The sequence below is a fragment of the Streptomyces sp. NPDC048106 genome (assembly GCF_040706415.1).
GTDB lineage: Bacteria > Actinomycetota > Actinomycetes > Streptomycetales > Streptomycetaceae > Streptomyces.
In genome coordinates this window covers 87,951-113,787 of sequence record NZ_JBEZND010000004.1, presented here as the reverse complement: position 1 = coordinate 113,787, position 25,837 = coordinate 87,951, and the positions used below count along the sequence as shown (strand labels likewise).

The window sequence follows — 25,837 nt, the reverse complement described above, 5'->3', positions numbered from 1 at the left end:
ACTGGACGTCGGCCGCCCCGCGCGTCCTTCCCAGGATCCGCCCGGCGGGCGGCCGGGGTCAGGCGCGGAGTTCGCGGACCGCCGTCGCGAACGCGTCACCGCGCTGGTTGTAGTTGGTGAACATGTCCATGGAGGCGCAGGCCGGAGCGAGGAGCACCGTGTCGCCGGCGACCGCGAGCCGCCTGGCCTCCGTCACCGCCTGGAGCATCGCCCCAGTGTCGGTCCGGTCGAGGTCGACCACGGGTACTTCCGGCGCGTGTCGTGCCAGGGCCTCGCGGATCAGGGCCCGGTCGGCGCCGATCAGGACGACGGCGCGCAGGTGCTTCGCCGAGGTGGCGACGAGTTCGTCGAAGGTCGCGCCCTTGGCGAGGCCGCCCGCGATCCACACGATCGACTCGTACGCCGCCAACGAGGCCTGCGCGGCATGGGTGTTGGTGGCCTTGGAGTCGTCCACGTAGGCCACGCCGTCGAGGTCGGCGACGTGCTCGATGCGGTGGGCGTCCGGCCGGAAGGCGCGCAGTCCGTCCCGTACGGCCTGGGCGGGCACCCCGAAGGCGCGCGCGAGGGCCGCCGCCGCGAGGGCGTTGGCGATGTTGTGCGGGACCGGCGGGTGGACGTCGGAGACCTCGGCCAGCTCCTGCGCGTTCTTCTGCCGGTTCTCGACGAAGGCACGGTCCACCAGGATGCCGTCCACGACGCCGAGTTGGGAGGGTCCGGGGGTGCCGAGGGTGAACCCGACGGCCCGGCAGCCCTCTTCGACGTCGGCCTCGCGCACCAGGTCCTCGGTGGCCTTGTCGGCCACGTTGTAGACGCAGGCGATCTGGTTGCCCTCGTAGATGCGGCCCTTGTCGGCGGCGTAGGCCTCCATGGAGCCGTGCCAGTCGAGGTGGTCGGGCGCGAGGTTGAGGACGGCGGCGGAGTGGGCGCGCAGCGAGGGCGCCCAGTGCAGCTGGTAGCTGGACAGCTCCACGGCGAGGACGTCGTACGTCTCCTCGCCGAGGACGGCGTCCAGCAGGGAGACGCCGATGTTGCCGACGGCCGCCGTGCGCAGGCCCGCCGCCTCCAGGATGGCGGCGAGCATCCGCACGGTGGTGGTCTTGCCGTTGGTGCCGGTGACGGCCAGCCAGGGGGCCGCGTCGGGCCCCCTGAGCCGCCAGGCCAGCTCCACGTCGCCCCAGACCGGCACGCCCGCCTCGGCGGCCGCCTGGAAGAGCGGCTTGCCGGGCTGCCAGCCGGGGGCGGTGACGATCAGCTCGGTGCCCTCCGGGAGGGTGGCCCCGTCACCCAGGCGCACGGTGATGCCGAGCGCCCGGAGGTCCGCGGCCTGCTCGCGGGCGCGGGCGTCGTCGCCGTCGTTGACGACCGTGACGATCGCGCCGCGCGCGTGCAGCACCTTGGCCGCCGGGACGCCGGAGACGCCGAGTCCCGCGACGGTGACGTGCTTGCCCTGGAAGTCGAAGGGCGCCGAGCCGGTGGTCACTTTTCCGCTGCCCATCCCGCGTAGAAGAGGCCCAGTCCGACGATCACACAGATGCCTTGGATGATCCAGAAGCGGACCACGACCAGGACCTCGGACCAGCCCTTGAGTTCGAAGTGGTGCTGGAGTGGTGCCATCCGGAAGACGCGCTTGCCGGTGAGCCGGAAGGAGCCGACCTGGATGACGACCGACATGGTGATGAGGACGAACAGGCCGCCCATGATGGCCACCAGCAGCTCCGTGCGGGAGAGGATGGCCAGGCCGGTGAGGACACCGCCGAGGGCGAGCGAGCCGGTGTCGCCCATGAAGATCTTCGCCGGCGAGGTGTTCCACCACAGGAAGCCCAGGCAGGCGCCCATCAGCGCGGAGGCGACCACGGCGAGGTCGAGCGGGTCGCGCACCTCGTAACAGGCGGCCGGGTTGGTCAGGGTCTGCGCGTTGGCGCAGGACTCCTGGTACTGCCAGACGCCGATGAAGGTGTAGGCGCCGAAGACGAGGACGGAGGCGCCGGTGGCGAGGCCGTCCAGACCGTCGGTCAGGTTCACGCCGTTCGACATCGCGAGGATCATGAACAGCGCCCAGATCACGAACAGCACCGGGCCGATCGACCAGCCGAAGTCCGTGATGAACGACAGCTTGGTGGAGGCCGGGCTGTTGCCGCGGGCGTCGGGGAACATCAGCGCCAGCACGGCGAAGGCGATGCCGACGATCAGCTGGCCGGCCATCTTCGCCTTGGCCCGCAGACCCAGCGACCGCCGCTTGACGATCTTGATGTAGTCGTCCAGGAAGCCGACCAGGCCCATGCCGACCATCAGGCCGAGCACCAGCAGACCGGAGAACGTCGGCGGCTTGCCGGTGATCACCTTGGACAGGAAGTACGCGGCGACCGTGGCGAAGATGAAGGCGATACCACCCATGGTCGGCGTACCGCGCTTGCTGAGGTGCTCGCGCGGGCCGTCGTCACGGATGAACTGGCCGTAGCCCTTGCGGGCCAGCAGCTTGATCAGCAGCGGGGTGCCCACCAGGGTGAGGAAGAGGCCGATGACACCCGAGAACAGGATCTGGTTCATCATCGGGCGGCAACCTCACCCTCGGCACCGCTCTCCAGCAGCGCCGCGGCGACACCTTCGAGCCCCACCGACCGGGACGCCTTCACGAGGACGACGTCCCCCGGGCGCAACTCGCTGCGCAACAGGTCGATCGCCGCCTGTGCGTCGGACACGTGCACCGACTCCTCACCCCACGAACCCTCGTTATATGCGCCCAGTTGCAGCCAGGAGGCCTCAATCCCCCCGACGGCGACGAGCTTGCTGACGTTGAGCCGGACGGCGAGCCGTCCGACGGCGTCGTGCTCGGCGAGCGCCTCGTCCCCCAGCTCGGCCATCTTGCCGAGCACGGCCCACGTGCGCCGCCCCTTGCCCATCGCCACGAGCGCCCGGAGGGCGGCCCGCATGGACTCGGGGTTGGCGTTGTAGGCGTCGTTGACGATGGTCACGCCGTCCGGGCGCTCGGTGACCTCCATGCGCCAGCGGGAGAGGGAGCCCGCCCCGGAGAGCGCGGTGGCGATCTCTTCCGCGGACATGCCCAGCTCATGGGCGACGGCGGCCGCGGCGAGCGCGTTCGACACGTGATGCTCACCGTACAGGCGCATGGTCACATCAGATGCACCGGAGGGTGTGTGAAGCCTGAAGGAAGGCTGTCCGGTGTCCGTGAGTCGCACGTTCTCGGCACGTACGTCCGCTTCGGCCGACTCTCCGAAAAGGACCACCTTCGCCTTGGTACGCGGTGCCATGGCGCGCACCAGCGGGTCGTCGGCGTTGAGGACGGCCGCGCCGTCCTCGGGCAGCCCCTCGATGATCTCGCCCTTGGCCTGGGCGATCTGCTCACGGCCGCCGAACTCGCCGATGTGGGCGGTGCCGACGTTGAGGACGACGCCGATCCGCGGCGGGGTGAGGCCGGTGAGGTAGCGGATGTGGCCGATGCCTCGGGCGCCCATCTCCAGGACCAGGAAACGGGTTTCCTCGGTCGCGGTCAGGGCGGTCAGCGGCAGCCCGATCTCGTTGTTGAACGAACCCGGCGTGTACACCGTCGGCGCCTTGCTGCTCAGCACCTGGGCGATGAGGTCCTTGGTGCTGGTCTTGCCCGCCGAGCCGGTCAGGGCGACGAGGGTCGCGCCGAGCCGGGCGACGACGTGCCGGGCGAGGGCGCCGAGGGCGCTCTGGACGTCCTCGACCACGATCGCGGGCACGCCGACCGGGCGCGACGCCAGTACGGCGACCGCGCCCGCCTCGACGACCTGCGGTGCGAAGTCGTGACCGTCCACGCGCTCGCCGACGAAGGCGGCGAACAGGCTGCCGGGCACCACCTCCCGGGAGTCCCGGACGACCGGTCCGGTGACCTGCGCGGACGGATCCGGTATGTCGTGCGTCTGCCCGCCGACGACAGCTGCGATCTCGGCGAGGGAGAGGGCGATCACAAGTTCATCCCTGGGTCTTCTGGATAGCTTCGCGAAGCACCTGGCGGTCGTCGAAGGGACGGACCACACCGGCGATGTCCTGGCCCTGCTCGTGGCCCTTGCCCGCGACCAGCACGGTGTCGCCGGCCTGGGCACGGCCCACGGCGGCGGCGATGGCGGCGGCCCGCTCCTCGAAGAGGAGTACGTCGCCGCGCTCGTGCGCGGGCACGGAGGCCGCGCCCTGGAGCATGGTCGCGAGGATCGCGAGCGGGTCCTCGGAGCGGGGGTTGTCCGATGTCAGTACGGCCGTGTCGGCGAGCCGGGCGGCGGCGGCGCCCATCGGGGCGCGCTTGGTCTGGTCGCGGTCGCCGCCGCAGCCCAGGACGATGTGCAGCCGGCCCTTGGTGACCTTGCGCAGCGCCTTGAGCACCGACTCGACCGCGTCGGTCTTGTGGGCGTAGTCCACGACCGCGAGGTAGGGCTGCCCGGCGTCGACGCGCTCCAGGCGGCCCGGCACGCCCGGCACGGCGGCGATGCCGTCGGCGGCGGCCTGGGGGTCGAGGCCGGCCACGGCGAGGGCGACGACGGCGGCGAGGGTGTTCGCCACGTTGAAGGGTCCGGCGAGCGGCGACCTGGCCTGCACCCGCTCGCCGCCCGGGCCGAGCACCGTGAACGTCGAGTCCAGCGGCCCGACCTGGACGTGCTCGGCGCGCCAGTCGGCGTCGGGGTGGCCCTCGGCGGAGAAGGTGACGACGGGCACGGTGGCCTCGGCGGCGAGCCGGCGGCCGTACTCGTCGTCCACGTTGACGACGCCGAGCCTGCTGCGTTTCGGCGTGAAGAGCTGTGCCTTGGCCCGGAAGTAGTCCTCCATGTCGGAGTGGAACTCCATGTGTTCCGGGCTGAGGTTGGTGAAGACAGCGATGTCGAAGACGCAGCCGTCGACCCGGCCGAGGACCAGGGCGTGGCTGGAGACCTCCATGGCGACCGCCTCGACGCCGCGTTCGCGCATGACGGCGAACAGGGCCTGGAGGTCGGTGGCTTCGGGGGTGGTGCGCTCGGACTTGATGCGCTCGTCGCCGATCCGCATCTCGACGGTGCCGATGAGACCGGTGGACTTCGCGGTCCTGAGGCCGCCCTCGACCAGGTAGGCCGTGGTGGTCTTGCCGGAGGTGCCGGTGATGCCGATCTGGAGCAGGCCGCGGCCCGGGTGGCCGTAGATGGTGGCCGCCAGTTCGCCCATCCGGGCCCGCGGGTCGGGCACCACCAGGACCGGCAGTCCGGTCGCGGCGGCGCGCTCGGCACCGGTCGGGTCGGTGAGCACGGCGGTCGCGCCGAGGCCGGCGGCCTGGGTGACGAAGTCGGCGCCGTGCAGGCGGGCGCCCGGCAGGGCGGCGTACAGGTCGCCGGGGCGGACGGCGCGCGAGTCGTGGGTGATCCCGGTGATCTCGGCGGTGGCGTCCGGGGCGGCGGCACCCAGCTGATCGGCCAGCTCCGCGAGGGGTGTGGCGGAGACGTGGACCGGTCGCGGCGGTCCCGGATATGTCACGGAAGCGCCCTTCTGGGTGGTTTGGGACTGATCAGCGTGTGGCACGGCGGTGAGCGTACCGGGCGCACCCGCTTCGGGGCTAAAAAGGGGCCCGTGCGCAGCGCCGTCCGGCGCGGGCGCCGACGCGAGACGGCCCGGCGAGGGCTCGGGGGCCGCGTGGTCCCCGGGTCCCGGGGTGATCGTTGTCACTGGCTGGATCCTGTGCTTTCGGTGCTGGTCAGGGCTTGTAGTCGACCGGCAGATCGGCGGGCGGCGCGCCGGTGGGCGGGACCTGGAGGGTCTTCAGGGCGAACTCCATGACCTTCTTGTAGATGGGCCCGCAGATCTGGCCGCCGAAGTAGCCGCCTGAGGTGGCGTTCTGGATGGCGCAGTAGACCGTGACGCGGGGCTTGTCCGCGGGAGCGAAACCGGCGAAGGACGAGGTGTAGCCGCGGTACCTCCCGGTGGCCGGATCCACTCGGTTGGCGGTGCCGGTCTTGCCGGCGACGTTGTAGCCGGGGATGCGCGCCGAGATGCCGGTGCCGTGTTCGTCGTCCACCACGGACTCCAGCATCTCGGCGACCGACTTGGCGGTCTTCGCGCTGACTACCCTCGTCTCCTCGGGCTTCTGCGCGGGGGTGAACCGTCCGTCGGGTCCCTTGGTGCCGCGGATCAGGGTCGGCTGGATCCGGACGCCGCCGTTGGCGATGGTCGAGTACACGGAGGCGGCCTGGACGGCGTTGAGGGAGAAACCCTGGCCGAAAGGGATCGTGTACTGCTGCGAGGTGGACCACTTCTGCGCAGGGGCGAGGATGCCGGGGGTCTCGCCGGGGAAGTGCAGCCCGGTGTAGCCGCCGATGCCGAACTTGCGCAGATAGGAGTAGAGGACCTTGTTGGCCTCCGGCTGCGTCTTGCCGAGCTGGCCGGTGGCGAGGATGGTGCCGATGTTGCTGGACCTGGCGAGCACGCCGTTGAGCGTGAGGTCCCAGGTCTTGTGGTCGACGTCGTCCTGGAAGAGCCGGTCCCCGCGGTGCAGCCGGTTGGGTACGACGACGTGGGTGAGCGGGGTCGCCGCGTTCTCCTGGAGGACGGCGGCCATGGACATCACCTTGGCGGTGGAGCCGGGTTCGTAGGCGTCCTGGAGGGCCGCGTTGCCCAGGGCGGCCGGGTCCGCCTTGGAGAGGTCGTTGGGATCGAACCCCGGCGCGTTGGCCATGGCCAGGATCTGGCCGGTGCGGGTGTCCTGGACGACGACGTAGCCGCGGTCGGCCTTGGACTTCTTCACCTGCTCGGTGATCGCGTTCTGGGCCGCCCACTGGATGTCGCGGTCGATGGTCAGCTCGACGTCCGAGCCGGGCACGGCGGGCGTCTCGGCGGAGCCCGCGGTGGGCACCTCGCGGCCGCCGGACTGGGCGTAGCGGATCTTGCCGTTCTTCCCGGCGAGCTGCTTCTCCAGCATCTGCTCGATGCCGCCGCCGCCCTGGCCGTCGGCGTTCACCCAGCCCAGTATCCCGGCGGCGAGGTCGCCGTTGGGGTACACGCGCTGGCTGCTGGGGTCGGCGAAGACCCCGGCGAGGACGTTGGCGGTGCCGGACTTCTGGGCGAGGGCCGACTTCAGGTCCTTGATCTGCTTCCAGACCTGGGGGGTCTGCCGGGTGGCGAGCCGGGCGTAGCGGGAGTTCTTGTCGGCGGGCCGCAGCTTCTTCGCCAGGGCGGCCTGGTCCTGGCCGAGGATGGGCGCGAGCAGCGCGGCGGCCCGCTCGGGACCGTCGGCGATCTTCAGCTCCTTGGGGGCGAACATCGTCGGGTCGGCCGTGATGTCGTAGGCGTCCTCGCTGACGGCGAGGGCCACTCCGTTGCGGTCGGTGATGCCGCCGCGTTCGGCGGCCAGCGTGTGGACGACGTACCGGTTGACCTCGGCCTTCGCGGCGTACGCACCGGCGTTCACGACCTGCACCTGGAGCAGCCGCACCACGAAGGTGAGCAGCACCAGGCCGAGGGCGAAGCCGACCAGGCGCAGCCGGGGCCGGGGGCTGCCGAGCCGGAGCGGGCGCTGGGCGGGCACCCGGCCCGCGCTCGGGCGCCGGACCGGGCGGGCGCCGGGGCCGGGCTGCCGGCGCGCGGCGCCCTGCGGCCGCGACGGTTTCGCGGGCCGGGGTACGCGGCGGCGCGGGGGTTCCCTGTCGGACACTTCCGTCACCTGCCGGGGGTCGGGGTGGGAGCGGACTGGGCGGTGGTGGGGCCGGGGACCGGCGGGGCGGTCGTGGCGGGGGCCGGGAGCGCGGGGGCGGTGCCGGGGGGCCCGGCCGGGGCGGGGTCCTGCGACCCGGGCGCCGTGGCGGAGTCGGCCGGGAGGCCGGGCGGCGGGGTGAGGGCCAGGGAGTCGGGGGCGGACGGCTCGTCCAGGGCGGCGGCCTCGGGGGTGGCGGCGCCGGGTACGCCCTTGACGGTGCCGTTCGGGTCGAGGAAGGCGGGGTCGCCGCCGGGGACCATGCCGAGTTCACGGGCCCGGCGCTGGAGGGCGTCGGGGGACGAGTAGGCGTCGATGTCCCGCTGGAGGGCCTGTTGTTCGTCGGTGAGGTTCTTGGTCTGCTTCTGCAGGTCGGCGAGTTTGAAGGAGCCCTCGCTCAGCGCGGAGTTCAGCACCAGGAGCCCGATGAGGCCGCCGCCCAGGAGCAGGACGACGAGGAGGACGAACGGGGTGCGGGCCGCCTTGGCCCGGCCGGCCGGGAAGAGCCGGGCGAGCCGGGCGGCCCTGCCCCTCAGCTCGGGTTTCCTAGGCACCGCTCCCCCCGTGGGGGCCGGAAACCGACGTTCCGGAAACCGACGCTCCAAGAACCGATGTCCCGGCAACCGATGTCCCGGAGACCAGCCCACCCGTCCGGCTCACTCGGCGTCCTCCCTGATGCGCTCGGCCCCCCGCAGCCTGGCGGGCGCGGCCCGGCGGTTCTCGGCCACCTCTTCCTCGGTGGGAAGTTCGGCACCGCGGGTGAGCAGCTTGAGTCGCGGCTGGTACTGCTCGGGCACCACCGGCAGTCCGGGCGGCGCGGTGTTCGCCGCGCCGGCCGCGAACACCTGTTTGACCAGCCGGTCCTCCAGCGAGTGGTACGACAGCACGGCGACCCGCCCGCCGACGGCGAGGGCCTTCACGGCGGCCGGGATCGCCCGCTCCAGGACCGACAGCTCTCCGTTGACCTCGATGCGCAGCGCCTGGAAGGTCCGCTTGGCCGGGTTGCCGCCGGTGCGCTTGGCGGCCTGCGGCAGGGAGTCGCGGATCAGCTCCACCAGGCGGGCGCTGTTGTCGAACGGCTCCTTCTCGCGCTCGCGCACGATCGCCGAGACGATCCGCTTGGCCTGCTTCTCCTCGCCGTACGCGCGCAGGATGCGCACCAGTTCGCCCGCCGGGTAGGTGTTGAGGACCTCGGCGGCGCTGATGCCGGTCGTCTGGTCCATGCGCATGTCGAGCGGCGCGTCCTGGGCGTAGGCGAAGCCGCGGTCGGCCTCGTCCAGTTGCATGGAGGAGACGCCGAGGTCGAACAGGACGCCCTGGACGCGCGGGACGCCCAGCCGCTCCAGGACGCCGGGCAGCTCGTCGTAGACGGCGTGCACCAGGGTGGCCCGCTCGCCGAAGGGTGCCAGCCGCTCCCCGGACAGGCGCAACGCCTCCTTGTCCCGGTCGAGGCCGATCAGGCGGGCCTCGGGGAACCGGGCCAGCAGCGCCTCGCTGTGACCGCCGAGGCCGAGGGTGCAGTCGACGACCACCGCTCCCGGGCGCTCCAGGGCGGGCGCCAGCAGGTCCAGGCACCGCTGGAGCATCACCGGGACGTGTCGACTCTGGCTCAAGGGGGCCTCTCATTCCGGCGAGGCGCCGTGCGCACCGCGGGCCCCCGCCAGCTCGTGAGCAGGGGGGCGGCCGGCGCCGGAAGCGTCAGCCGACCGGGAGCGGGAGGAGGCCGAGCCGTACGTACGCGCCGCGCACGCGGGGAGACGGTCCGGGCGGGTGCCGGGTCTCCGGGGTTTCAGCAGGGAGAGCCGCGCCTCCCGCTTCGCGTCACTTTAGTCCACGGTGTCTCGCCGTCAATCAACCGGCCTGCGCGTCGCGCACCGCCTCCCGGCGGGCGCCCTCTTTCGACGGGATTCACCCTTCCGGCCCACGTTTGCCCTCCGTATGGGGTAGCTCACAACAAGCCACGATGACGTTCTTTGTCCGCTCTCACAGCGGGCCCCGTCCGCGGGTGACCAGTAACGTCTTGAGTATGACGACTTCCGCAGCAGTTCCCACTGGATCCGAAGGCGCCATAAGCGGTCGCGGCGCTGTGACCGACCGCCTGGTGGAGGCCAACCAGCGGTACGCCGCCGAGTTCACCGATCCCGGCATGGACGCCCGCCCCGTCCTGAAGGTCGCCGTCGTGGCGTGCATGGACGCCCGTCTCGACCTGCACGCCGCCCTCGGTCTCGAACTCGGCGACTGTCACACCATCCGCAACGCCGGTGGCGTCGTCACCGACGACGTGATCCGCTCCCTGACCATCAGCCAGCGGGCGCTGGGCACGCGCAGCGTCGTGCTCATCCACCACACCGGCTGCGGCATGGAGACCATCACCGAGGAGTTCCGGCACGACCTGGAGATGGAGGTCGGCCAGCGCCCGGCGTGGGCGGTGGAGTCCTTCCGGGACGTCGACCAGGACGTACGGCAGTCGATGCAGCGGGTGCGCACCTCGCCGTTCCTGCTGAGCACCGACGACGTGCGCGGCTTCGTCTTCGACGTGCGCACCGGCGCGCTGCGCGAGGTCGACCCGGCCTGACCAGCGCCCCGGCCACCCCGGGCACATTCCGTTCCGACGTCCGCCCCGACGCAATCCGCACCGAAACATATCGAAAGCCTGGCCGAAAGGGCCGTACGACCGACATCGTGCGGGCAGTTGTCCACAGGCGGTGACACGAATCGGTAACGGCAGCAAGAATGCGGTGTGCGACATCACGCGGAACCATTTTCGCGTGGTGTCCGTGTTTCGGGGTGGGCCGGCCGCGATCAAGCGCGCCGGCCCTGGAAGAACGGGCCGAGGAGGGCCGGGTGACGACCTATGACGATCGAGGGAACCTCAGCGAGCTGAGCGCCACGGTGGAGCGGGTGCGCGGTTCGGTGGAGGGCGTGATCGAGGGCAAGCCCGAGATCGTACGGCTCGCGCTGACCGTGCTGCTCGCCGAGGGCCATCTGCTGATCGAGGACGTCCCGGGCGTGGGCAAGACGATGCTCGCCAAGGCGCTGGCGCGGTCCATCGACTGCTCGGTGCGGCGCATCCAGTTCACGCCCGACCTGCTGCCCTCGGACATCACCGGCGTCTCCATCTGGGACCAGCAGCGCCGGGACTTCGAGTTCAAGCCGGGCGCGGTCTTCGCGCAGATCGTGATCGGCGACGAGATCAACCGCGCCTCGCCCAAGACCCAGTCGGCGCTGCTGGAGTCCATGGAGGAGCGCCAGGTCACCATCGACGGGCAGACCTATGAACTGCCCAGCCCCTTCATGGTGGTGGCCACCCAGAACCCGGTCGAGATGGAGGGCACCTACCCGCTGCCCGAGGCCCAGCGCGACCGTTTCATGGCCCGCGTCTCCGTCGGCTACCCGAGCGTGGAGGCCGAGCTGCAGATGCTGGACGTGCACGGCGGGGCCAACCCGCTGGACGACCTCCAGCCGGTGGCGCACGCGGACGAGATCGTGAAGCTGATCGACGCGGTGCGCGGGGTGCACGTCGCCGAACCGGTGCGGCGCTACGCGGTGGAACTGGTCGCCGCCACCCGCGCCCATCCCGACCTCAGGCTCGGTGCCTCGCCGCGCGCCACCCTGCATCTGCTGCGCGCGGCCAAGGCGTCCGCGGCGCTGGCCGGCCGGGAGTACGCGCTGCCGGACGACGTCCAGGAACTCGCCGTGGCCGTTCTCGCGCACCGGCTGCTGCCCACCGCCCAGGCCCAACTGAACCGCCGCAGCGCGGAGCAGGTGGTGCAGGAGATCCTCCAGCGCACCCCGGTGCCCGCGGCTCCGGGCCCGCGCGGCGGGCTCGACGGCGTCGGCCGCGGCGTCCCGGCCTATCCCCAGCAGCCCCCGCGGGGTCTGTGATGAGCGCCGGGGGGTCGGAGCGGGCGGAGGCGGAGCAGGGGGAGGGCGGCGGGATCCGCACCGCGCTGGCCGGTCTGACCACCCGTGGCCGCTCCTTCCTGGCGGCCGGGATCGCCGCCGCGATCTGCGCCTACGTGCTGGGCCAGAGCGAACTGCTGCGGGTCGGCCTGCTGCTGGCCGCGCTGCCACTGGTCTGCGCGACCGTGCTCTACCGCACCCGCTACCGGGTGTCCGGCACCCGGGGGCTCTCCCCCGCGCGCGTTCCGGCCGGCGGCGAGGCGCGGGTCCGGCTGCGGATGGACAACGTCTCCCGGCTGCCCACCGGGCTGCTGATGCTCCAGGACCGGGTGCCCTACGTGCTCGGGCCCCGGCCCCGGTTCGTGCTGGACCGGGTGGAGCCGGGCGGCCACCGCGAGGTGTCCTACCGGGTCCGCTCGGACCTGCGCGGCCGCTATCCGCTCGGCCCGCTCCAGTTGCGGCTCACCGACCCCTTCGGGATGTGCGAACTGACCCGCTCCTTCGCGGCGTCCGACACCCTCACCGTCATCCCCCGGGTGACACCGCTCGCCCCGGCCCGGTTCACCGGCGAGGCCGGCGGCTACGGCGACGGACGCCGGCGCGCGCTGGCCCTGGCGGGCGAGGACGACGTGATCCCGCGCGGGTACCGGTACGGCGACGATCTGCGACGCGTGCACTGGCGGTCCACCGCGCGCTACGGCGAGCTGATGGTGCGCCGCGAGGAACAGCCCCGGCGCGCCCGCTGCACCGTGCTGCTGGACACCCGCGGCGGTGCCTACGAGGGCGCGGGTCCCGACTCGGCCTTCGAGTGGGCCGTCTCCGGCGCCGCCTCCGCGCTGGTGCACATGCTCGAACGCGGCTTCTCGGTACGGCTGCTGACGGACACCGGCAGCGCGGTGCCCGGCGAGAGCGCCGACGGCTTCGCGGGTGGCGGCCAGGAGGCGGCGGACGCGGCCGGGCTGATCCTGGACACGCTCGCGGTGATCGACCATTCGAGCGGCGAGGACCTCTCCCGGGCCTACGACGCGCTGCGCGGCGGCGGCGAGGGCCTGCTGATCGCCTTCCTCGGCGACCTGGACGAGGAACAGGCCACCACGGTCGCCGGGATGAGCCGGCGCAGCGGCGGCGCCCTCGCCTTCGTGCTGGACCCGGCCGCCTGGACCCGCGACCCGTCCGAGCCCCCGCGCTCCGACGATCCGCACACGGACCGGCTCCACATGCTGCGCGAGGCGGGCTGGACGGCGCTGAGCGTGCCGCGCGGTGCCGCCCTCGACGAACTGTGGCACCAGGCGGACCGGGAGCGGTCGGGCCTGGCGGCGGTGACGGGGGAGGCACGCGGATGAGCGGGCGGGCACGGCTGGCGTTGTGCGCGGCGGCGGCCACGTTGATGGCGTCGTGTGCGCTGCTGCCGCTGGTGAACGGGCCGTCCTGGCTGCTGGAGCTGCTGCCGCTGGTGGTCGTGCAGAGCGGTGTGGGCGCGGTGGCGCGGCGGGTGCCGCTCGCCCGGCCGCTGACCGTGGCCGCGCAGGCCGTGACCACGCTGCTGCTGCTCACCGTGGTCTTCGCCCGTGGGCACGCGATCGCCGGGCTGATCCCCGGCCCGGAGACCTTCCGGTACTTCGCCGAGCTGCTGCGGCAGGGTTCGCAGGACGTGAGCCAGTACGCGATACCGGCACCGCTCACCGACGGCATCCGGCTGATGCTGATCGGCGGCGCGCTGGTGATCGGGCTGCTGGTGGACACCCTCGCGGTGACCTTCCGCAGCGCCGCCCCGGCGGGACTGCCGCTGCTCGCGCTGTACTCGGTGGCCGCCGGGCTGTCCCAGGGCGGTCCTGACTGGCTGTGGTTCCTGGTGGCGGCGGGCGGCTATCTGATGCTGCTGCTCGCCGAGGGCCGGGACCGGCTCGCCCAGTGGGGCCGCGTCTTCGGTGCCGTGCCCCGCGCCCAGGGCGGCGGGGAGGGCGGCACCGTCACCCCGGTGCGCTCCGGGCGCCGGATCGGCGCGGTCGCCCTCGGGGTGGCCCTGCTGGTGCCGCTCGCGCTGCCCGCGATGCAGGACGGCCTGCTGGCCGAGGGCGGCACCGGGGCGGGCACGGGCTCCGGCCGCGGCGGCACCATCTCCGCGGTCAACCCGCTGGTCTCGCTGCGCGACAGCGTGAACACCACCGACGACCGCACGGTGCTGTCCGTGCGCACCAGCACCACCGACATCTCGGACCTGTACCTGCGCATCGTCTCCCTGGACGACTTCGACGGCACCACCTGGAAGCCGGCTCAGCGGCACGTCGTCGGCGTGCCGGACACCTTCCCGGCGCCGGCCGGGCTGCGCCCGGACGTCCGGCGCGACACCCTGCGGACCACCGTCAAGGCAGCCGACTGGTACGCCCAGGACTGGCTGCCGATGCCCTATCCGCCGAGCAAGGTGGAAATCGGCGGCAGCTGGCGGTACGAACCGGTCGGCATGACGCTGGTGGGCGACCACGGCCAGACCACCCGCGGCCGGACGTACCAGGTGTCCAGCCTCGACGTGCGGCCGACCGCGGAGCAGCTGGCGTCCGCGCCCGAGCCGCCGGACGAACTGCGGCGCGCGTACACCAAGGTGCCGGACCAGTTGCCCGACGTGGTGGCGCGGACCGCCCGGGAGGTCACGGCGGGCGCGAAGAACCACTACGAGGAGGCCGTCCGGCTCCAGGACTGGTTCTCCACCGACGGCGGCTTCGAGTACGACACGCAGGTGGCGGTGGGCAGCGGTCCCGACGCCATCGCGAACTTCCTGCGCAAGAAGCAGGGGTTCTGCGTCCACTTCTCCTTCGCGATGGCGGCGATGGCCCGCACCCTCGGCATCCCGGCCCGGGTCGCGGTGGGCTTCGCGCCCGGCACCCCGCAGCCGGACGGCTCGGTGGCGGTGAGCCTGAAGGACGCGCACGCCTGGCCGGAGCTGTACTTCCAGGGCGTGGGCTGGACGCGTTTCGAGCCGACGCCGACGCGGGGCGTGGTGCCGTCGTACACCCAGTCGGTCACGCCGGGCACCTCGCAGCCGGACCAGTCGCTGCCGTCCCGGCACGGCTCCGCGAACCCGTCGGCCGCCCCTTCGGCGGGTGACCACTGCAAGCCGGAGGTGTGCGACACCCCGTCGGCGGCGGCGGTTCCGGCCGGGGGCGGCGGCCGGGGCCCGTGGTGGTTCGCGCTGATCGCTCTGGCCGCGCTGGTGGTGCTGGCCGTTCCGCTCTCGCCGCTGCTGTGGCGGGCCCGGATGCGGTCGGTACGGCTCGGCGGGCACGCCCGCACCGACGCGGGGGCGGCGGCGCAGGCGCTGGCCGCGTGGCAGGAGCTGACCGACAGCGCGTGGGACCTGGGGATTCCGCCGGACGAGTCGCTGACCCCGCGGGGCGCGGCCGACCGGATCATCCGCCTGGGCCGCCTCGACCGGCCGGCCGGCGCCGCGGTCCACCGCGTCGCCGACGCCCTGGAGCAGGTCCTGTACGCGCCGCACCCCCGCCCTGCCCCGGGAGTGGCCGACGACGTCCGCCGGGCCACGGGCGCGCTGCACGGCACGGCCTCCCGCGCGTCTCGCCTGCGGGCCCGCTTCCTGCCGCGCTCGGCGGTACAGGTCCTGTGGACGGCCTCGGCCCGCTGGTCGGCGCTGCGCGCCCGGGCGACGGCACCACGGCCCCGCCCCTCGGCCCGCTGACCGGGGCGGGCCGCCGGTGGGCGGCCGGCCGGGCACAGGGCCGGACCCGGGACATGGCTGAGGGGTGACCACCGGTACTGGTGGTCACCCCTCAGGAAAGTCCGGCCGAACCCGCGGGGCTACCGGCCCTGTTCGTCCCGGCGTCTTTGCCACCGGTCCTCGATCCGGTCCATCATGGACCGCTTGGCCCGCGGCGGGCGCCGCACGGCGCCCGCGGGTCGTTCCCCCGGCTTGGGCGCCTTGCGCCAGCCGGTGACAGCGAGAACCGCGCACCCGAGCATGACGAGAAAACCGACGACGCTGACCCAGATCAGCTGGGCGACCATTCCGGCCATGAGGAGCGCGATACCCACGAGGAAGCCCGCGACCGCCTGGTAGACCCGCCGCCGGGTGTACGTACGCAGCCCGCTTCCCTCAAGCGCTGACGCGAACTTGGGATCTTCGGCGTACAGCGCTCGCTCCATCTGCTCGAGCATGCGCTGCTCGTGCTCCGAGAGCGGCACGGAGTCCTCCTCATTGTGCGGTCGCCGGGGCGACCTGGGGGGTCCCTTCAGGATAGGCAGGGAATCGCCCCCGTGAAACCCGCCCCTCTACGCCAATTGACCAACCGGGGTCCCGTCATGGCCGTCCCGACCCGCCGATGCTTCCCTTCCCCGGCGGCCGACCCGTCATGCCGGGTGGTGTACCTCGATCATACGGCGCAAACCCCACGATCGGGGGTCTTGTGCTGTACTCCATTCGCCGCCGATGCCCTGATCAGCGCCGGTCGGCCCCGTAACTCAGACCTCGGCGGCGCCCCGCGTCTCGCCGAGCACGTGCAGCTGGGTGGCCACGGAGTGGAACGCGGGCAGCTCGGCCGCGGCCGCCTCCAGCCGCAGCAACGCGTCCAGCGCGGCGGGCTCGGTGTCCACCAGGACGCCGGGCACGAGATCGGCGAAGACCCGCACGCCGTGCACCGCGCCGACCCTGAGGCCCGCGCCCTCGACGAGCGCGGTCAGCTGGTCGGCGGTGAAGCGGCGCGGCATCGGGTCGCCGCTGCCCCAGCGGCCGTCGGGGTCCTGGAGGGCCTGCCGGGCCTCGGTGAAGTGACCGGCGAGAGCGCGGGCGAACACGGCGCCGCCGAGTCCCGCGGCCAGCAGGCTGAGGACGCCTTCGGGGCGCAGGGCCGCGACCGCGTTGCGCAGGCCCTCGGCCGGGTCGTCCACGTACTCCAGGACGCCGTGGCACAGCACCGCGTCGTAGCCGCCGCGCTCGACCACGTCGAACAGGCCGTGGGCGTCGCCCTGGACGCCCTTGACCCGGTCGGCGACGCCTGCCTCGGCGGCCCGGCGCTCCAGCGCGAACAGCGCGTTCGGGCTGGGGTCGACCACGGTGACCCGGTGGCCGAGGCGGGCCAGGGGCACGGCGAAGTTGCCGCTGCCGCCCCCGGTGTCGAGGACGTCCAGCGCGTCCCGGCCCGCCGCCTTGACCCGTCGGTCCAGGGCGTCCTGGAGTACCTCCGAGACGACGGCGGTGCGCAGCGAGGCGCGGGTGCCGGAGCGGTCGGAGCGCAGCGACGCCGTGTGCGGGTGGTGAGGGGAGAGGGGCGGGCGCATCGGGTCCGGCACGGCAGTTGGCTCCTCGGCAGGGCTGGAGTCTTTCAGGCGTCTCCACCCTATTGCCTTCGGTGCTCTGCCTGGTCATCGTGGTGGCCGCGGCCGTGTCCGTCTCGCTCGGCGGACGCCGGGCGCACCAGGCGTGGTCAGCCCGCATCCGGTAGGTCACGGCGGGCTCCCTGGCCGTCGGCGGCGCCGGGGCCTCCGGGGTCCTGGCGCAGCCGGGGCAGGACCGGCTGGAGGACGAGCATCCGCTCCACGAGGCGCAGGAACATCGCCACGTCCCGTATGAGGTCGTCGGCGTCCCGTCGGCTCGCCGCGTCCCGGATGCCGGCCTCGGCGCGGGCCCGGCGGGCGGCGCCGGAGGCGAAGAGCGCGCTCCACTCGGTCAGCTCGGGGGCGATCTCGGGCAGTACCTCCCAGGCGCTGCGGATGCGGGCTCGGCGGCGCGGGGAGGTCTCGGGGCGGCCGCGGGCGGCGAGCACGGCGGCGGCGGTGCGCAGGGCGGCGAGGTGGGCCGTCGCATAGCGCTCGTTCGGCGTTTCCAGGGTGGTGGCCTCCGCCAGTCCGGCGCGGGCCTGGGCGAGCAGGTCGAGGGCGGCGGGCGGGGCCGTGGCCTGCCGGAGCACGGGGTGCACATCGCTCGCGGCGCCGGCCGGGGCGGGGGTGGTGCCGGTCAGTGAGGGGGCAGGGCCGAGGGCGCGGCGCGGGTGTGCGGCGGCCGCGGAGGAGTGGGCCATGACGAACCTCCTGTCGTCTGGTGACGGCACGGGTGCCGAATGTGCCCATCGTGCGGTATGCCACTGACAATCCGTTCCGGCCTGGGCTTTCGCCCCCGCCGCTCAACCGGCCCGCCCCGGCGGCGGGTTCGTCCGGGTGCCGGACCGGCCGTGCCCGGAGCCAGCCGTGAGCCCCGCGGGGACGGGCGGGCGCGCGTACCTGTGAGAATCGGTGCCATGGAAAGCAGCAGCGCCAGGTCCGGCGGCACTCCGCGCCGGGAGGCCACCCGGCAGAAGCTCTACGAGGCGGCCGTCACGCTCATCGCCGAACAGGGCTTCTCCGCGACCACCGTGGACGAGATCGCCGAGCGGGCCGGAGTGGCCAAGGGCACCGTCTACTACAACTTCGCGAGCAAGTCGGTCCTCTTCGAGGAGCTGCTGCGGCACGGCGTCAGCCTGCTCACCGCCTCCCTGAAGGAGGCCGCGGAGCAGACCGCGCGCGAGGGCGGCAGCCGGGTGGCCGCGCTGGACGCGATGATCCGCGCGGGCCTGGTCTTCATCGACCGCTATCCGGCCTTCACCCAGCTCTACGTGGCCGAGCTGTGGCGCACCAACCGGTCCTGGCAGTCCACGCTGACGGTGGTGCGCCAGGAGGCGGTCGCGGTGGTCGAGGGCGTGCTGCGCGAGGGCGTGGCGGCGGCCGAGTTCCACGAGGAGATCGACGTCCAGCTCACCGCGGCCGCCCTGGTCGGCATGGTGCTGGTGGCCGCGCTGGACTGGAAGTCCTTCCAGCCGCAGCGCTCCCTGGACGACGTGCACGCGGCCCTGTCCCGGCTGCTCCAGGGCCGGGTCAGCGGCAGGGTCTGAGCAGCCGGGGCACACGAAAGCCGCCGGGCGGCACACGGAAGGCGGCGGGCGCCGTTCCGCCGCCCCGTGCCGGCGGTGCCGGGCCACGCCCCCTTGCCGTGCCTCCACTCTCCCGTCCCGGCCCCGCCCCGCTCATCCGTGCGCCTACTCATCCGGTGACCTAGGTACGGATACTCAGGCCTACGTGTACATGCTCAGGACGGGCGCCCCCGGGCCTCGCTACGATCGCCTGCGTGTCCGTACTCCCCCTCGTCTTCACCAGTGGCTGGGCCAGCGGCGTCAACGCCTACGCGGTGGTGCTCCTGCTCGGCCTGTTCGGCGTGACCGGGGTGAGCGACGGCGTCCCCGAGGCCCTCCAGCGGCCCGAGGTGCTGGTCGTCGCGGGCGTGCTGTTCCTGTGCGAGGCGGCCGCCGACAAGGTGCCCTACGTCGACTCCGTATGGGACTCCGTGCACACCGTGATCCGGCCCGCCGCGGGCGCCTGGGTGGGCGCGCTGCTCGCCGGGCACAGCGGCTCCTACTCGGAGGTGGCGGCCGCGGTGATCGGCGGTGCGACGGCGCTGGCCAGTCACTCGGTCAAGGCCGGGACGCGGATGGCGGTCAACGCCTCGCCGGAGCCGTTCAGCAACATCGCGCTGAGCATCGGCGAGGACCTGGGCGTCGGCGCGGTGGTCTCCTTCGCCGTCTTCCATCCGGAGGCGGCGGCGGTCGTCGTCGCGGTGCTGCTGGCCACGGGGCTGGCCGCGCTGTTCTTCCTGATCTCCCGCATCCGCCGCTTCCGGCGCCGCCGCGCCCAGCGCAAGCAGGAGCGCCGGCTGGCCGTGCGGGGGTTCTGAGGCGAGGGTTCTGAGCTGCCCGGACCCGCCCGGCGGCCGGATGGCCGGCGGTGGTCGCTAGAGTCGCGGACATGGCACGGATCGCGGTGATGGGCGCCGGAATGGGCGCGATGGCGGCCGCCGCCCGGCTGGCCGTCGCGGGCCACCGGGTGGTGGTGTACGAGCGCACGGACACGTACGGCGGCGGCGTGCGCCGCTTCGAGCGGGACGGGTTCGGCTTCGACACCGGCCCGGGGCTGCTGACGCTGCCCGCCGTCTACCGCGACCTGTTCGTCAAGACCGGCAAGGAGCCGCTGGAGGACCGCGTCGAGCTGGTGCAGGTCGACCCGTCCTCGCGGCACCTCTTCGCGGACGGCACCGAGGTGGCCCTGCCGAACGCCTCGCGCGCCGGGGTCGTCGCGGCTCTGGACGAGGCGCTGGGCGGCGGCGCGGGCGCGCGCTGGGGCGACTTCCTGGTGCGCTCCCGCGAGGCCTGGGACCGCACCCGCCGGCCGCTGCTGGAGGAGCCGCTGTGGTCCGACTGGCGGGTGCTGACGGAGAAGGAGCCGTACCCGGCGGTCCCGCACAAGCGGCTGCTGCGCACCCGGCGGGCGGCCACCCTGGCCGAGATCGGCGCCTGGGAACTGCGCGACCCCCGGCTGGCCGCGCTGCTCGCCGGACATGCGCTGGCCTACGGCGTCGACCCGGCCACCGCCCCGGCGAGCGCGGCCGTGCTGCCGTACATGGAGCACGCCTTCGGCACCTGGTATGTGCGCGGCGGGATACGGGAGTTGGCGCGCGCGGTGTACGAGCGGTGCCTTGCCCGGCGGGTCGAGTTCGTCTTCGGCGCCGAGGTCACCCGGGTCCTGTACGAGGACGGCCGGGCGGCGGGGGTCGAGCTGGGCGGGGGCGCCTCCCCGGCCGCCGGCTCCGGGACGGGGAGCGTGGTCGAGGCGGACTTCGTGGTCGGGGCGCGGCCCTGGCGGCTGGCCGGCCTGACCGAGGAGGCGCCGTACGGGCCGGGGGCGGTCGCTCCGGAGCCCGAGGACCGGTTCCCGGGGCGGATGGTGGTCTGCCTGGCCCTGCGCGGCGCCCGCGAGCCCGGCGCCGCGCACCGCACGGTGGTGCACTCGGCCGACGCCGAGGGCGAGTTGGAGCTGTTCCGGCACGGCAGCCCGCCGGGGCTGCCGACGGTCCGGGTCGACCGGCCCGACGATCCGGCGCTGCGCCCCGACGACGCGCACGAGTCGATGGTCCTGACGGCGACGGTCCCGGCGGCGACGCGGTACGACTGGGGCGCGCCGGGGGTCGCCGACGCGTTCGCCGAGCGCATGGTCACCGCCGCCGAGCGCGCGGTGCCCGGACTGCGGGAGCGGATCCTGTGGCGCGAGGTGCGCACCCCCTTGGACACCGCGCGGGAGACCGGTGCCACGGGGGGCGCGGTCCCGCCGCCCGCGCTGGCCGCCCCGCAAGGCGCGCTGCACCCGGGCAACGCCACGGAGGTACCGGGCCTGTTCGCCGTCGGCGGCTGGGCCCACCCGGGCGGCGGGCTGCCGCACGCGGGCATGTCGGGCGCGCTGGTGTCGGGGCTGATCGTGGAAGGTCCGGGCTTCCGGGGCTCGCAGTGACCCCGGGGGCCTGAGCCGGGCGGGTGCCCGGATCTCAGTAGCGGTACTGCTCGTCGTACCCGGTGCCCGGCTGCTGCTGGCCGTGGCCCTGGTAGGGATACGGCTGCTCCTGCGGGAGTTCGCCGCCGTGGTCCTCGACGGTGCGCTGCTGCGGCACCCACACCCCGCCGGCCGGGGTCTCGCCGTAGCCGCCGGTGGCGTACGGGTCCTGGGGGTAGGGCTGCTGGCCGTACTGCTGGCCGTAGCCGGGGTCGTAGCCGGTGCCGGGGTAGGGCTGGCTGCCGATGTAGGGGTCGGAGTAGTTGGCGTAGCCCTGCTGGGGGGCGGCGTCGTAGCCGTAGCCCTGCTGCTGTCCGTAGCCGGAGTAGTCGTAGGACTGGCCCGGCTGGGGGGCGGCGTGGGCGGCGGTGTCGCCGTAGACGCCGTAGTTGCCGGTGTCGTCGGGCAGGGGCTGCGGCTCGTAGACGGCATCGGCGGCCTGCTGGCGCGCGGGCGAGAAGACGTCGTCGCGGTCGTACTCGTCGTAGGCGTCCGCGGCCGGGAAGGCGCCGCCCTGGCCGTACGCGTCCTGGCCGGGGGCCGGGTCGTCGGCGGTGGGGGCGGGGGCGTCCGCCGGGGCGGGGTGGTCGGAGCGGCCGCGACGGCGCTTGCTGCCGCCGGACTCGACGGCCTCGGCGTCGGGGCGGCGGACCGCCCAGCCGGCCGCGAAGCCGCGGCGGAAGGACAGGGTGACGAGGGTCTGGCCGATCGCGAAGGCGATCGCGCCCGCCCCGATCACGAGGACGGACGGCATCATGACGCCGAGCACCACGCCGAGGAAGCCGGCGAAGGCGAGCAGCCGCCAGCGCAGCCGCGCCTTGTACTGGAGCAGCACCTCGCCGAGCAACCACAGCGCGACGCCGCCGAATGCGATGTAGAGGACCGTCCAGCCCATGTACGCCCCTCTCCCAGTGGCCGTTACGCAGTGTGTCGCAACACGGTGCGGCAGGTCTAGGCCTGCGGGGGGTGGTGCAGGCCCAGGTTCTCGTAGATCTCCAGGGTCGCCGTGGAACTGTTGAGCGTGATGAAGTGCAGTCCGGGCACGCCTTCGGACAGCAGTCGCGCACAGAACTCCGTGGCGAAGTCGATACCGATGGAGCGTACCGCCGCCGGATCGTCCTTCGCTGCGAGGATCCGCTCTTTGAGGACGTCCGGGAACTGTGCGTTGCTGAGCTTGGGCAGCCGTTCCAGCATCCGCACGCTCGTGACCGGCAGGATCTCCGGGATGACCGGGGTGTCACAGCCCGCGTCCACCACCCGGTCGCGCAGCCGCAGATAGGAATCCGGCTGGAAGAACATCTGGGTGATGGCGTAGTCGGCGCCCGCGCGGCACTTGTCCACGAAGTGGGCGACGTCGGTGTCCCAGTCCGAGGAGCGGGGGTGCATCTCCGGGAAGGCGGCGACGCCCACGCAGAAGTCGCCCGACTCCTTGATGAGGCGCACCAGGTCGGCCGCGTAGGTCAGGCCCCGGGGGTGCGGCACCCAGTCGCCCATGGGGTCGCCGGGCGGGTCGCCGCGCACGGCGAGCATGTTGCGGATCCCGGCGTCCGCGTACTGGCCGATGATGTTGCGCAGTTCGGCGACGGAGTGGTCGACCGCGGTGAGGTGGGCGACCGGGGTGAGCGTGGTGTCGGCGACGATCTGCTGGGTCTCCTTGACGGTGCCCGCGCGGGTCGAACCGCCGGCGCCGTAGGTGACGGAGACGAAGTCGGGGGCGACCGCCTCGACCCTGCGCAGCGCGCTCCACAGGTTCCGCTCGCCCTTGGGGGTCTTCGGTGCCGAGAACTCGAAGGAGTACGTGGTCTTGCCGCCGGCGAGCATGTCGCGCACGGTGCGTGCGCGATCAGTCCTGGTGGATGCGGTTCCGAGGGCCATACGGGCAGGTTAGCCAGGGGACGGCGGTCCCCCAACCGAACCCCGGAAATTTGCCCGAATTGTCGACTTACCGTCCACCCCTTGGGACGGACTCCCGAGACGGGCCCCCTGACGGGTCCCCCGACAGGTCCCTGAGGGGTCCCCCGACAGGCCCTCAGGACCGCCGCAGCCGCTCGGCGAACTCCGCCGCGGCGGCGCCCGGGTCGTCGGCCTCGGTGAGCGCGCGGACCACGACCACCCGGCGGGCCCCGGCCTCCAGCACCTCGTCGAGGTTGCCGAGGTCGATGCCGCCGATGGCGAACCAGGGGCGCTCGGTGCCGAGCGCGGCCGTGTACCGGACCAGGCCGAGGCCCGGCGCGGGACGGCCGGGCTTGGTGGGGGTGGGCCAGCAGGGCCCGGTGCAGAAGTAGTCCACGCCCTCCTGGACGGCGGCCGCGGCGGCCTCGTCCTCGGTGTGGGTGGAACGGCCGATCAGCACGTCGTCGCCGAGGATCGCGCGGGCCGCGGGGACCGGCAGGTCGCCCTGGCCGAGGTGGAGCACGTCGGCGCCGGCGGCGTGGGCGACGTCGGCCCGGTCGTTGACCGCGAGGAGTCTGCCGTGGCGGGCGCATGCCTCGGCGAAGACCTCCAGGGCCGCCAGCTCCTCGGCGGCCTCCATGCCCTTGTCACGCAGCTGCACGATGTCGACGCCGCCGGCCAGCACCGCGTCCAGGAACTCGGCGAGGTCGCCCTGGCGCCTGCGCGCGTCCGTGCACAGGTACAGACGGGCGTCGGCGAGTTCGGCGCGGGCGGTGTCGGACATGCGTGGGTCCCCCCGGGGTCGGTGTGTCTGCTGGGTCGGCGGGTGGCGTACGGCGCGCGGGGCGCCGTACGCCGGTTCCTCGGGCGGGCGGGCTCAGACGGCGAGCGCCTGGGCGCGGCGCTTCACCTCCGTGCCGCGATTCTCGCTGAGGGCCTGCGCGGGGGTGCCGGGCAGGGTCGGGTCGGGGGTGAAGAGCCACTCGATCATCTCTTCGTCCGTGAAGCCGTCGTCCCGCAGGAGCGTCAGGGTGCCGGACAGGCCCTTGACGACCTTGTCCCCGTCGATGAAGGCGGCGGGGACGTGCAGCGCGCGGTTCTCACCTCGGCGTACGGCGATGAGCTGGCCGTCCTTGACCAGCTGCCGCACCCGCGTCACCTCGACGCCGAACTGTTCGGCGATGTCGGGGAGGGTGAGCCAGGCGGGGACGAGAGCGTCGGTCTTCGTGTCAATCTCGGTCACGGGTACTAGCGTAGGCGTTCGGCCGGGGGTGGTGCCCTGTGCCACGGTCCGGCCGCGGCCCTTCGGGGCGCCGGTCACGCGATTCCCCGCGCCCCGGCGGCCCTCACCGGCCGGCCGTGGCGTCCTTCAGCGGCCTCGCCGGGTCCGCCAGCGCCTCCGCGTCCATCGCGCGGCCCGCCTCGATCAGCTTCCGGCCCTGGGCCAGGTCGCGCGGCCGGCCCACGGCCAGCAGGGCGACCAGCCGGTCCTCGCGCAGCCAGCACACCGTCCAGGCCGGGCCCGCGGGGTCGCCGCGCCAGACCAGGCGGTCGGCGGCGGCGTGGTGCCCGGCGTACTGGACGAAGCGGCCGAACTGCTCGGACCAGAAGTACGGCACCGGGTCGTAGTCGGCGGCGGCCTCGCCGAGGATGTCGGCGGCGACGGTGCGCGGGCCCTGGAGGGCGTTGTCCCAGTGGTGGACGAGCAGCCGTTCGCCGTAGCGGGCCGAGGGGAAGGAGGCGCAGTCGCCGACGGCGTACACATCGGGCGCGGAGGCGCGCAGCCGGGCGTCGGTGACGACCTCGCCGGACGAGCCCAGTTCGATGCCGGAGCCGGCCAGCCAGCCGGTGGCGGGGCGGGCGCCGATGCCGACCACGACCGCGCCCGCGGGCAGCCGCGTGCCATCGGCGAGCACCACCGCGCCGGGCTCGACGCGCTCCACCCGCGCGCCGGTGCGCAGTTCGGCGCCGCTGTCGGCGTACCAGCCGGCCATGGGCGCGGCGACCTCGGCGGGCAGCACCCCGGCGAGCGGCCGGTCGGCGGCCTCGACGACGGTCACCGCGCAGCCCGCCTCCCGGGCGGCCGTGGCGAACTCGGCGCCGATCCAGCCCGCGCCGACGACCACGATGTCGTGCTGCATGGCGAGCACGGGCCGCAGCCGTTCGGCGTCGTCCAGGGTGCGCAGCAGATGCACCCCGGGGACGCCCTCGGTGCCGGGCAGGGTGACCGGTTCGGCGCCGGTGGCCAGCACCAGGACGTCGTAGGGCACCGGGCCCGTCCCGGTGTCCAGTTCGTGGTCGGCGGGGCGGGCGCCGACGACCTCGCAGCCGAGCCGCAGTTCGACGCCGAGCGCCTCGAAGTCGAGGTCGAAGGCGGACCCCTCGGCCTTGCCGAGCAGGACCGCCTTGGACAGCGGCGGCCGGTCGTACGGCTGGTGCGGTTCGGCGCCGATGACGGTCACCTGGCCCGCGAAGCCCGCTTCCCGCAGGGCGACCGCGGTCTGCACCCCGGCCATGCCCGCGCCGACGACGACCACGCGTCGCGTCCCTGCCGTGCCCTCCCGGGCTGTCTGCTCGCTCACCCGGTCACCATAGACAGACGGCGATCAGTCGGTCATCGGGTGGGCGCGGTGACCTGTTCCACGACGCTCGTGCCGGAGCCGGGGCCGGACTCCCATTCCCAGCTTTCCTCCAGGCGCGCCCGGCCGTCGGGCAGCTCCACGACCGTGGACACGCAGTGGCCCGAGGCCGTGGTGCCGTCCGTGCGCAGCTGCACGTACCGGAAGTCCAGGCGGTCCCCCGCGCGGGTGCCGACCAGATGGCCGCGGACGATGTCGCCGCCCTGGTAGTCGGCCCAGACCGCGCCGTCCTTCTCGTGGTAGGCGAAGCGGGTCCGGGTTCCCACCTGGCCCGCCGACTGGTCGGCGACGGGGGCGAGGACGAGTCCGTCCAGCGACAGGGGCATGACCGAGGGCTCCCTTACGGGTGATGAGGGCGGCG

At 73.6% G+C, this 25,837-nt stretch carries 23 protein-coding genes; 7 read left to right on the top strand and 16 right to left on the bottom strand.

All coding sequences use genetic code 11. The features are described 5' to 3' along the window. Positions 1-58 precede the first annotated feature (58 nt). From murD to rsmH, 7 genes are all read right to left on the bottom strand, one after another. On the bottom strand, positions 59-1,495 hold the full coding sequence (gene murD, locus AB0927_RS05215) for a UDP-N-acetylmuramoyl-L-alanine--D-glutamate ligase (RefSeq protein WP_366666164.1): 1,437 nt from the start codon (positions 1,493-1,495) through the stop codon (positions 59-61). Next, a complete protein-coding gene (gene mraY, locus AB0927_RS05210) occupies positions 1,477-2,550 on the bottom strand; it encodes a phospho-N-acetylmuramoyl-pentapeptide-transferase (protein ID WP_366666163.1) in 1,074 nt (357 codons plus the stop codon). Before mraY ends, murD begins: the two co-directional genes overlap by 19 nt. Then, positions 2,547-3,953, bottom strand: a complete 1,407-nt coding sequence (gene murF, locus AB0927_RS05205; RefSeq protein ID WP_366666162.1) for a UDP-N-acetylmuramoyl-tripeptide--D-alanyl-D-alanine ligase — start codon at positions 3,951-3,953, stop codon at positions 2,547-2,549. The genes mraY and murF overlap by 4 nt, the downstream gene beginning before the upstream one ends. Positions 3,954-3,957: 4 nt before the next feature. Next, positions 3,958-5,478: a UDP-N-acetylmuramoyl-L-alanyl-D-glutamate--2,6-diaminopimelate ligase gene (locus AB0927_RS05200; RefSeq protein ID WP_366666161.1), complete on the bottom strand. Its 1,521-nt coding sequence runs from the start codon at positions 5,476-5,478 to the stop codon at positions 3,958-3,960. Positions 5,479-5,695: 217 nt separating this feature from the next. Next, positions 5,696-7,648 (bottom strand): penicillin-binding protein 2, encoded by a 1,953-nt coding sequence (locus AB0927_RS05195; protein WP_366666160.1) that lies wholly within the window; start codon positions 7,646-7,648, stop codon positions 5,696-5,698. 5 nt (positions 7,649-7,653) lie between these two features. Beyond that, complete coding sequence (locus AB0927_RS05190) at positions 7,654-8,241, bottom strand: septum formation initiator family protein (RefSeq protein WP_366666159.1); 588 nt, start codon at positions 8,239-8,241, stop codon at positions 7,654-7,656. Positions 8,242-8,343: 102 nt separating this feature from the next. After that, positions 8,344-9,300, bottom strand: a complete 957-nt coding sequence (rsmH, locus tag AB0927_RS05185; protein ID WP_366666158.1) for a 16S rRNA (cytosine(1402)-N(4))-methyltransferase RsmH — start codon at positions 9,298-9,300, stop codon at positions 8,344-8,346. Positions 9,301-9,713: 413 nt separating this feature from the next. On the opposite strand from rsmH, the gene AB0927_RS05180 reads away from it, so the two are divergent. From AB0927_RS05180 to AB0927_RS05165, 4 genes are all read left to right on the top strand, one after another. Next, positions 9,714-10,262, top strand: a complete 549-nt coding sequence (locus tag AB0927_RS05180; RefSeq protein ID WP_366666157.1) for a carbonic anhydrase — start codon at positions 9,714-9,716, stop codon at positions 10,260-10,262. A 269-nt stretch (positions 10,263-10,531) separates the two neighbouring features. After that, positions 10,532-11,572 (top strand): MoxR family ATPase, encoded by a 1,041-nt coding sequence (locus tag AB0927_RS05175; RefSeq protein ID WP_366666156.1) that lies wholly within the window; start codon positions 10,532-10,534, stop codon positions 11,570-11,572. Continuing rightward, a complete protein-coding gene (locus tag AB0927_RS05170; protein WP_366666155.1) occupies positions 11,572-12,933 on the top strand; it encodes a DUF58 domain-containing protein in 1,362 nt (453 codons plus the stop codon). The genes AB0927_RS05175 and AB0927_RS05170 overlap by 1 nt, the downstream gene beginning before the upstream one ends. Beyond that, on the top strand, positions 12,930-15,281 hold the full coding sequence (locus AB0927_RS05165; RefSeq protein WP_366666154.1) for a DUF3488 and transglutaminase-like domain-containing protein: 2,352 nt from the start codon (positions 12,930-12,932) through the stop codon (positions 15,279-15,281). The genes AB0927_RS05170 and AB0927_RS05165 overlap by 4 nt, the downstream gene beginning before the upstream one ends. 119 nt (positions 15,282-15,400) lie before the next feature. Here the strand turns inward: AB0927_RS05165 and AB0927_RS05160 are convergent, their stop codons facing one another. The 3 genes from AB0927_RS05160 to AB0927_RS05150 all read right to left on the bottom strand — a co-directional run bounded on the left by AB0927_RS05160 (position 15,401) and on the right by AB0927_RS05150 (position 17,616). Beyond that, positions 15,401-15,784: a DUF3040 domain-containing protein gene (locus AB0927_RS05160; protein WP_366666153.1), complete on the bottom strand. Its 384-nt coding sequence runs from the start codon at positions 15,782-15,784 to the stop codon at positions 15,401-15,403. 276 nt (positions 15,785-16,060) lie between these two features. Continuing rightward, entirely contained in the window at positions 16,061-16,888 is an 828-nt protein-coding gene (locus AB0927_RS05155; RefSeq protein ID WP_366666152.1) for a methyltransferase, read from the bottom strand. Positions 16,889-17,022: 134 nt separating this feature from the next. Beyond that, complete coding sequence (locus tag AB0927_RS05150) at positions 17,023-17,616, bottom strand: SAV_6107 family HEPN domain-containing protein (RefSeq protein WP_366666151.1); 594 nt, start codon at positions 17,614-17,616, stop codon at positions 17,023-17,025. 216 nt (positions 17,617-17,832) lie between these two features. Between AB0927_RS05150 and AB0927_RS05145 the strand changes: the two genes are divergently transcribed. The 3 genes from AB0927_RS05145 to AB0927_RS05135 all read left to right on the top strand — a co-directional run bounded on the left by AB0927_RS05145 (position 17,833) and on the right by AB0927_RS05135 (position 20,905). Further along, positions 17,833-18,462, top strand: coding sequence for a TetR/AcrR family transcriptional regulator (locus tag AB0927_RS05145; protein WP_366666150.1), 630 nt, complete (start codon positions 17,833-17,835; stop codon positions 18,460-18,462). 233 nt (positions 18,463-18,695) lie between these two features. After that, positions 18,696-19,298, top strand: coding sequence for a DUF4126 domain-containing protein (locus tag AB0927_RS05140; RefSeq protein ID WP_366666149.1), 603 nt, complete (start codon positions 18,696-18,698; stop codon positions 19,296-19,298). Between the two features lie 71 nt (positions 19,299-19,369). Beyond that, positions 19,370-20,905, top strand: a complete 1,536-nt coding sequence (locus tag AB0927_RS05135) for an NAD(P)/FAD-dependent oxidoreductase (RefSeq protein WP_366666147.1) — start codon at positions 19,370-19,372, stop codon at positions 20,903-20,905. A 34-nt stretch (positions 20,906-20,939) separates the two neighbouring features. On the opposite strand, the gene AB0927_RS05130 is transcribed toward AB0927_RS05135, so the two are convergent. From AB0927_RS05130 to AB0927_RS05105, 6 genes are all read right to left on the bottom strand, one after another. Next, positions 20,940-21,839: a hypothetical protein gene (locus AB0927_RS05130; RefSeq protein WP_366666146.1), complete on the bottom strand. Its 900-nt coding sequence runs from the start codon at positions 21,837-21,839 to the stop codon at positions 20,940-20,942. A 56-nt stretch (positions 21,840-21,895) separates the two neighbouring features. Further along, on the bottom strand, positions 21,896-22,819 hold the full coding sequence (metF, locus tag AB0927_RS05125; RefSeq protein ID WP_366666145.1) for a methylenetetrahydrofolate reductase [NAD(P)H]: 924 nt from the start codon (positions 22,817-22,819) through the stop codon (positions 21,896-21,898). A 154-nt stretch (positions 22,820-22,973) separates the two neighbouring features. Next, positions 22,974-23,621, bottom strand: coding sequence for a thiamine phosphate synthase (thiE, locus tag AB0927_RS05120; RefSeq protein WP_366666144.1), 648 nt, complete (start codon positions 23,619-23,621; stop codon positions 22,974-22,976). 93 nt (positions 23,622-23,714) lie between these two features. Beyond that, positions 23,715-24,080, bottom strand: coding sequence for an Rv2175c family DNA-binding protein (locus tag AB0927_RS05115; protein ID WP_366666143.1), 366 nt, complete (start codon positions 24,078-24,080; stop codon positions 23,715-23,717). 103 nt (positions 24,081-24,183) lie between these two features. Further along, on the bottom strand, positions 24,184-25,419 hold the full coding sequence (locus tag AB0927_RS05110) for an FAD-dependent oxidoreductase (protein WP_366666142.1): 1,236 nt from the start codon (positions 25,417-25,419) through the stop codon (positions 24,184-24,186). Between the two features lie 32 nt (positions 25,420-25,451). After that, positions 25,452-25,802 (bottom strand): hypothetical protein, encoded by a 351-nt coding sequence (locus AB0927_RS05105; RefSeq protein ID WP_366666141.1) that lies wholly within the window; start codon positions 25,800-25,802, stop codon positions 25,452-25,454. Between the last annotated feature and the right edge of the window lie 35 nt (positions 25,803-25,837).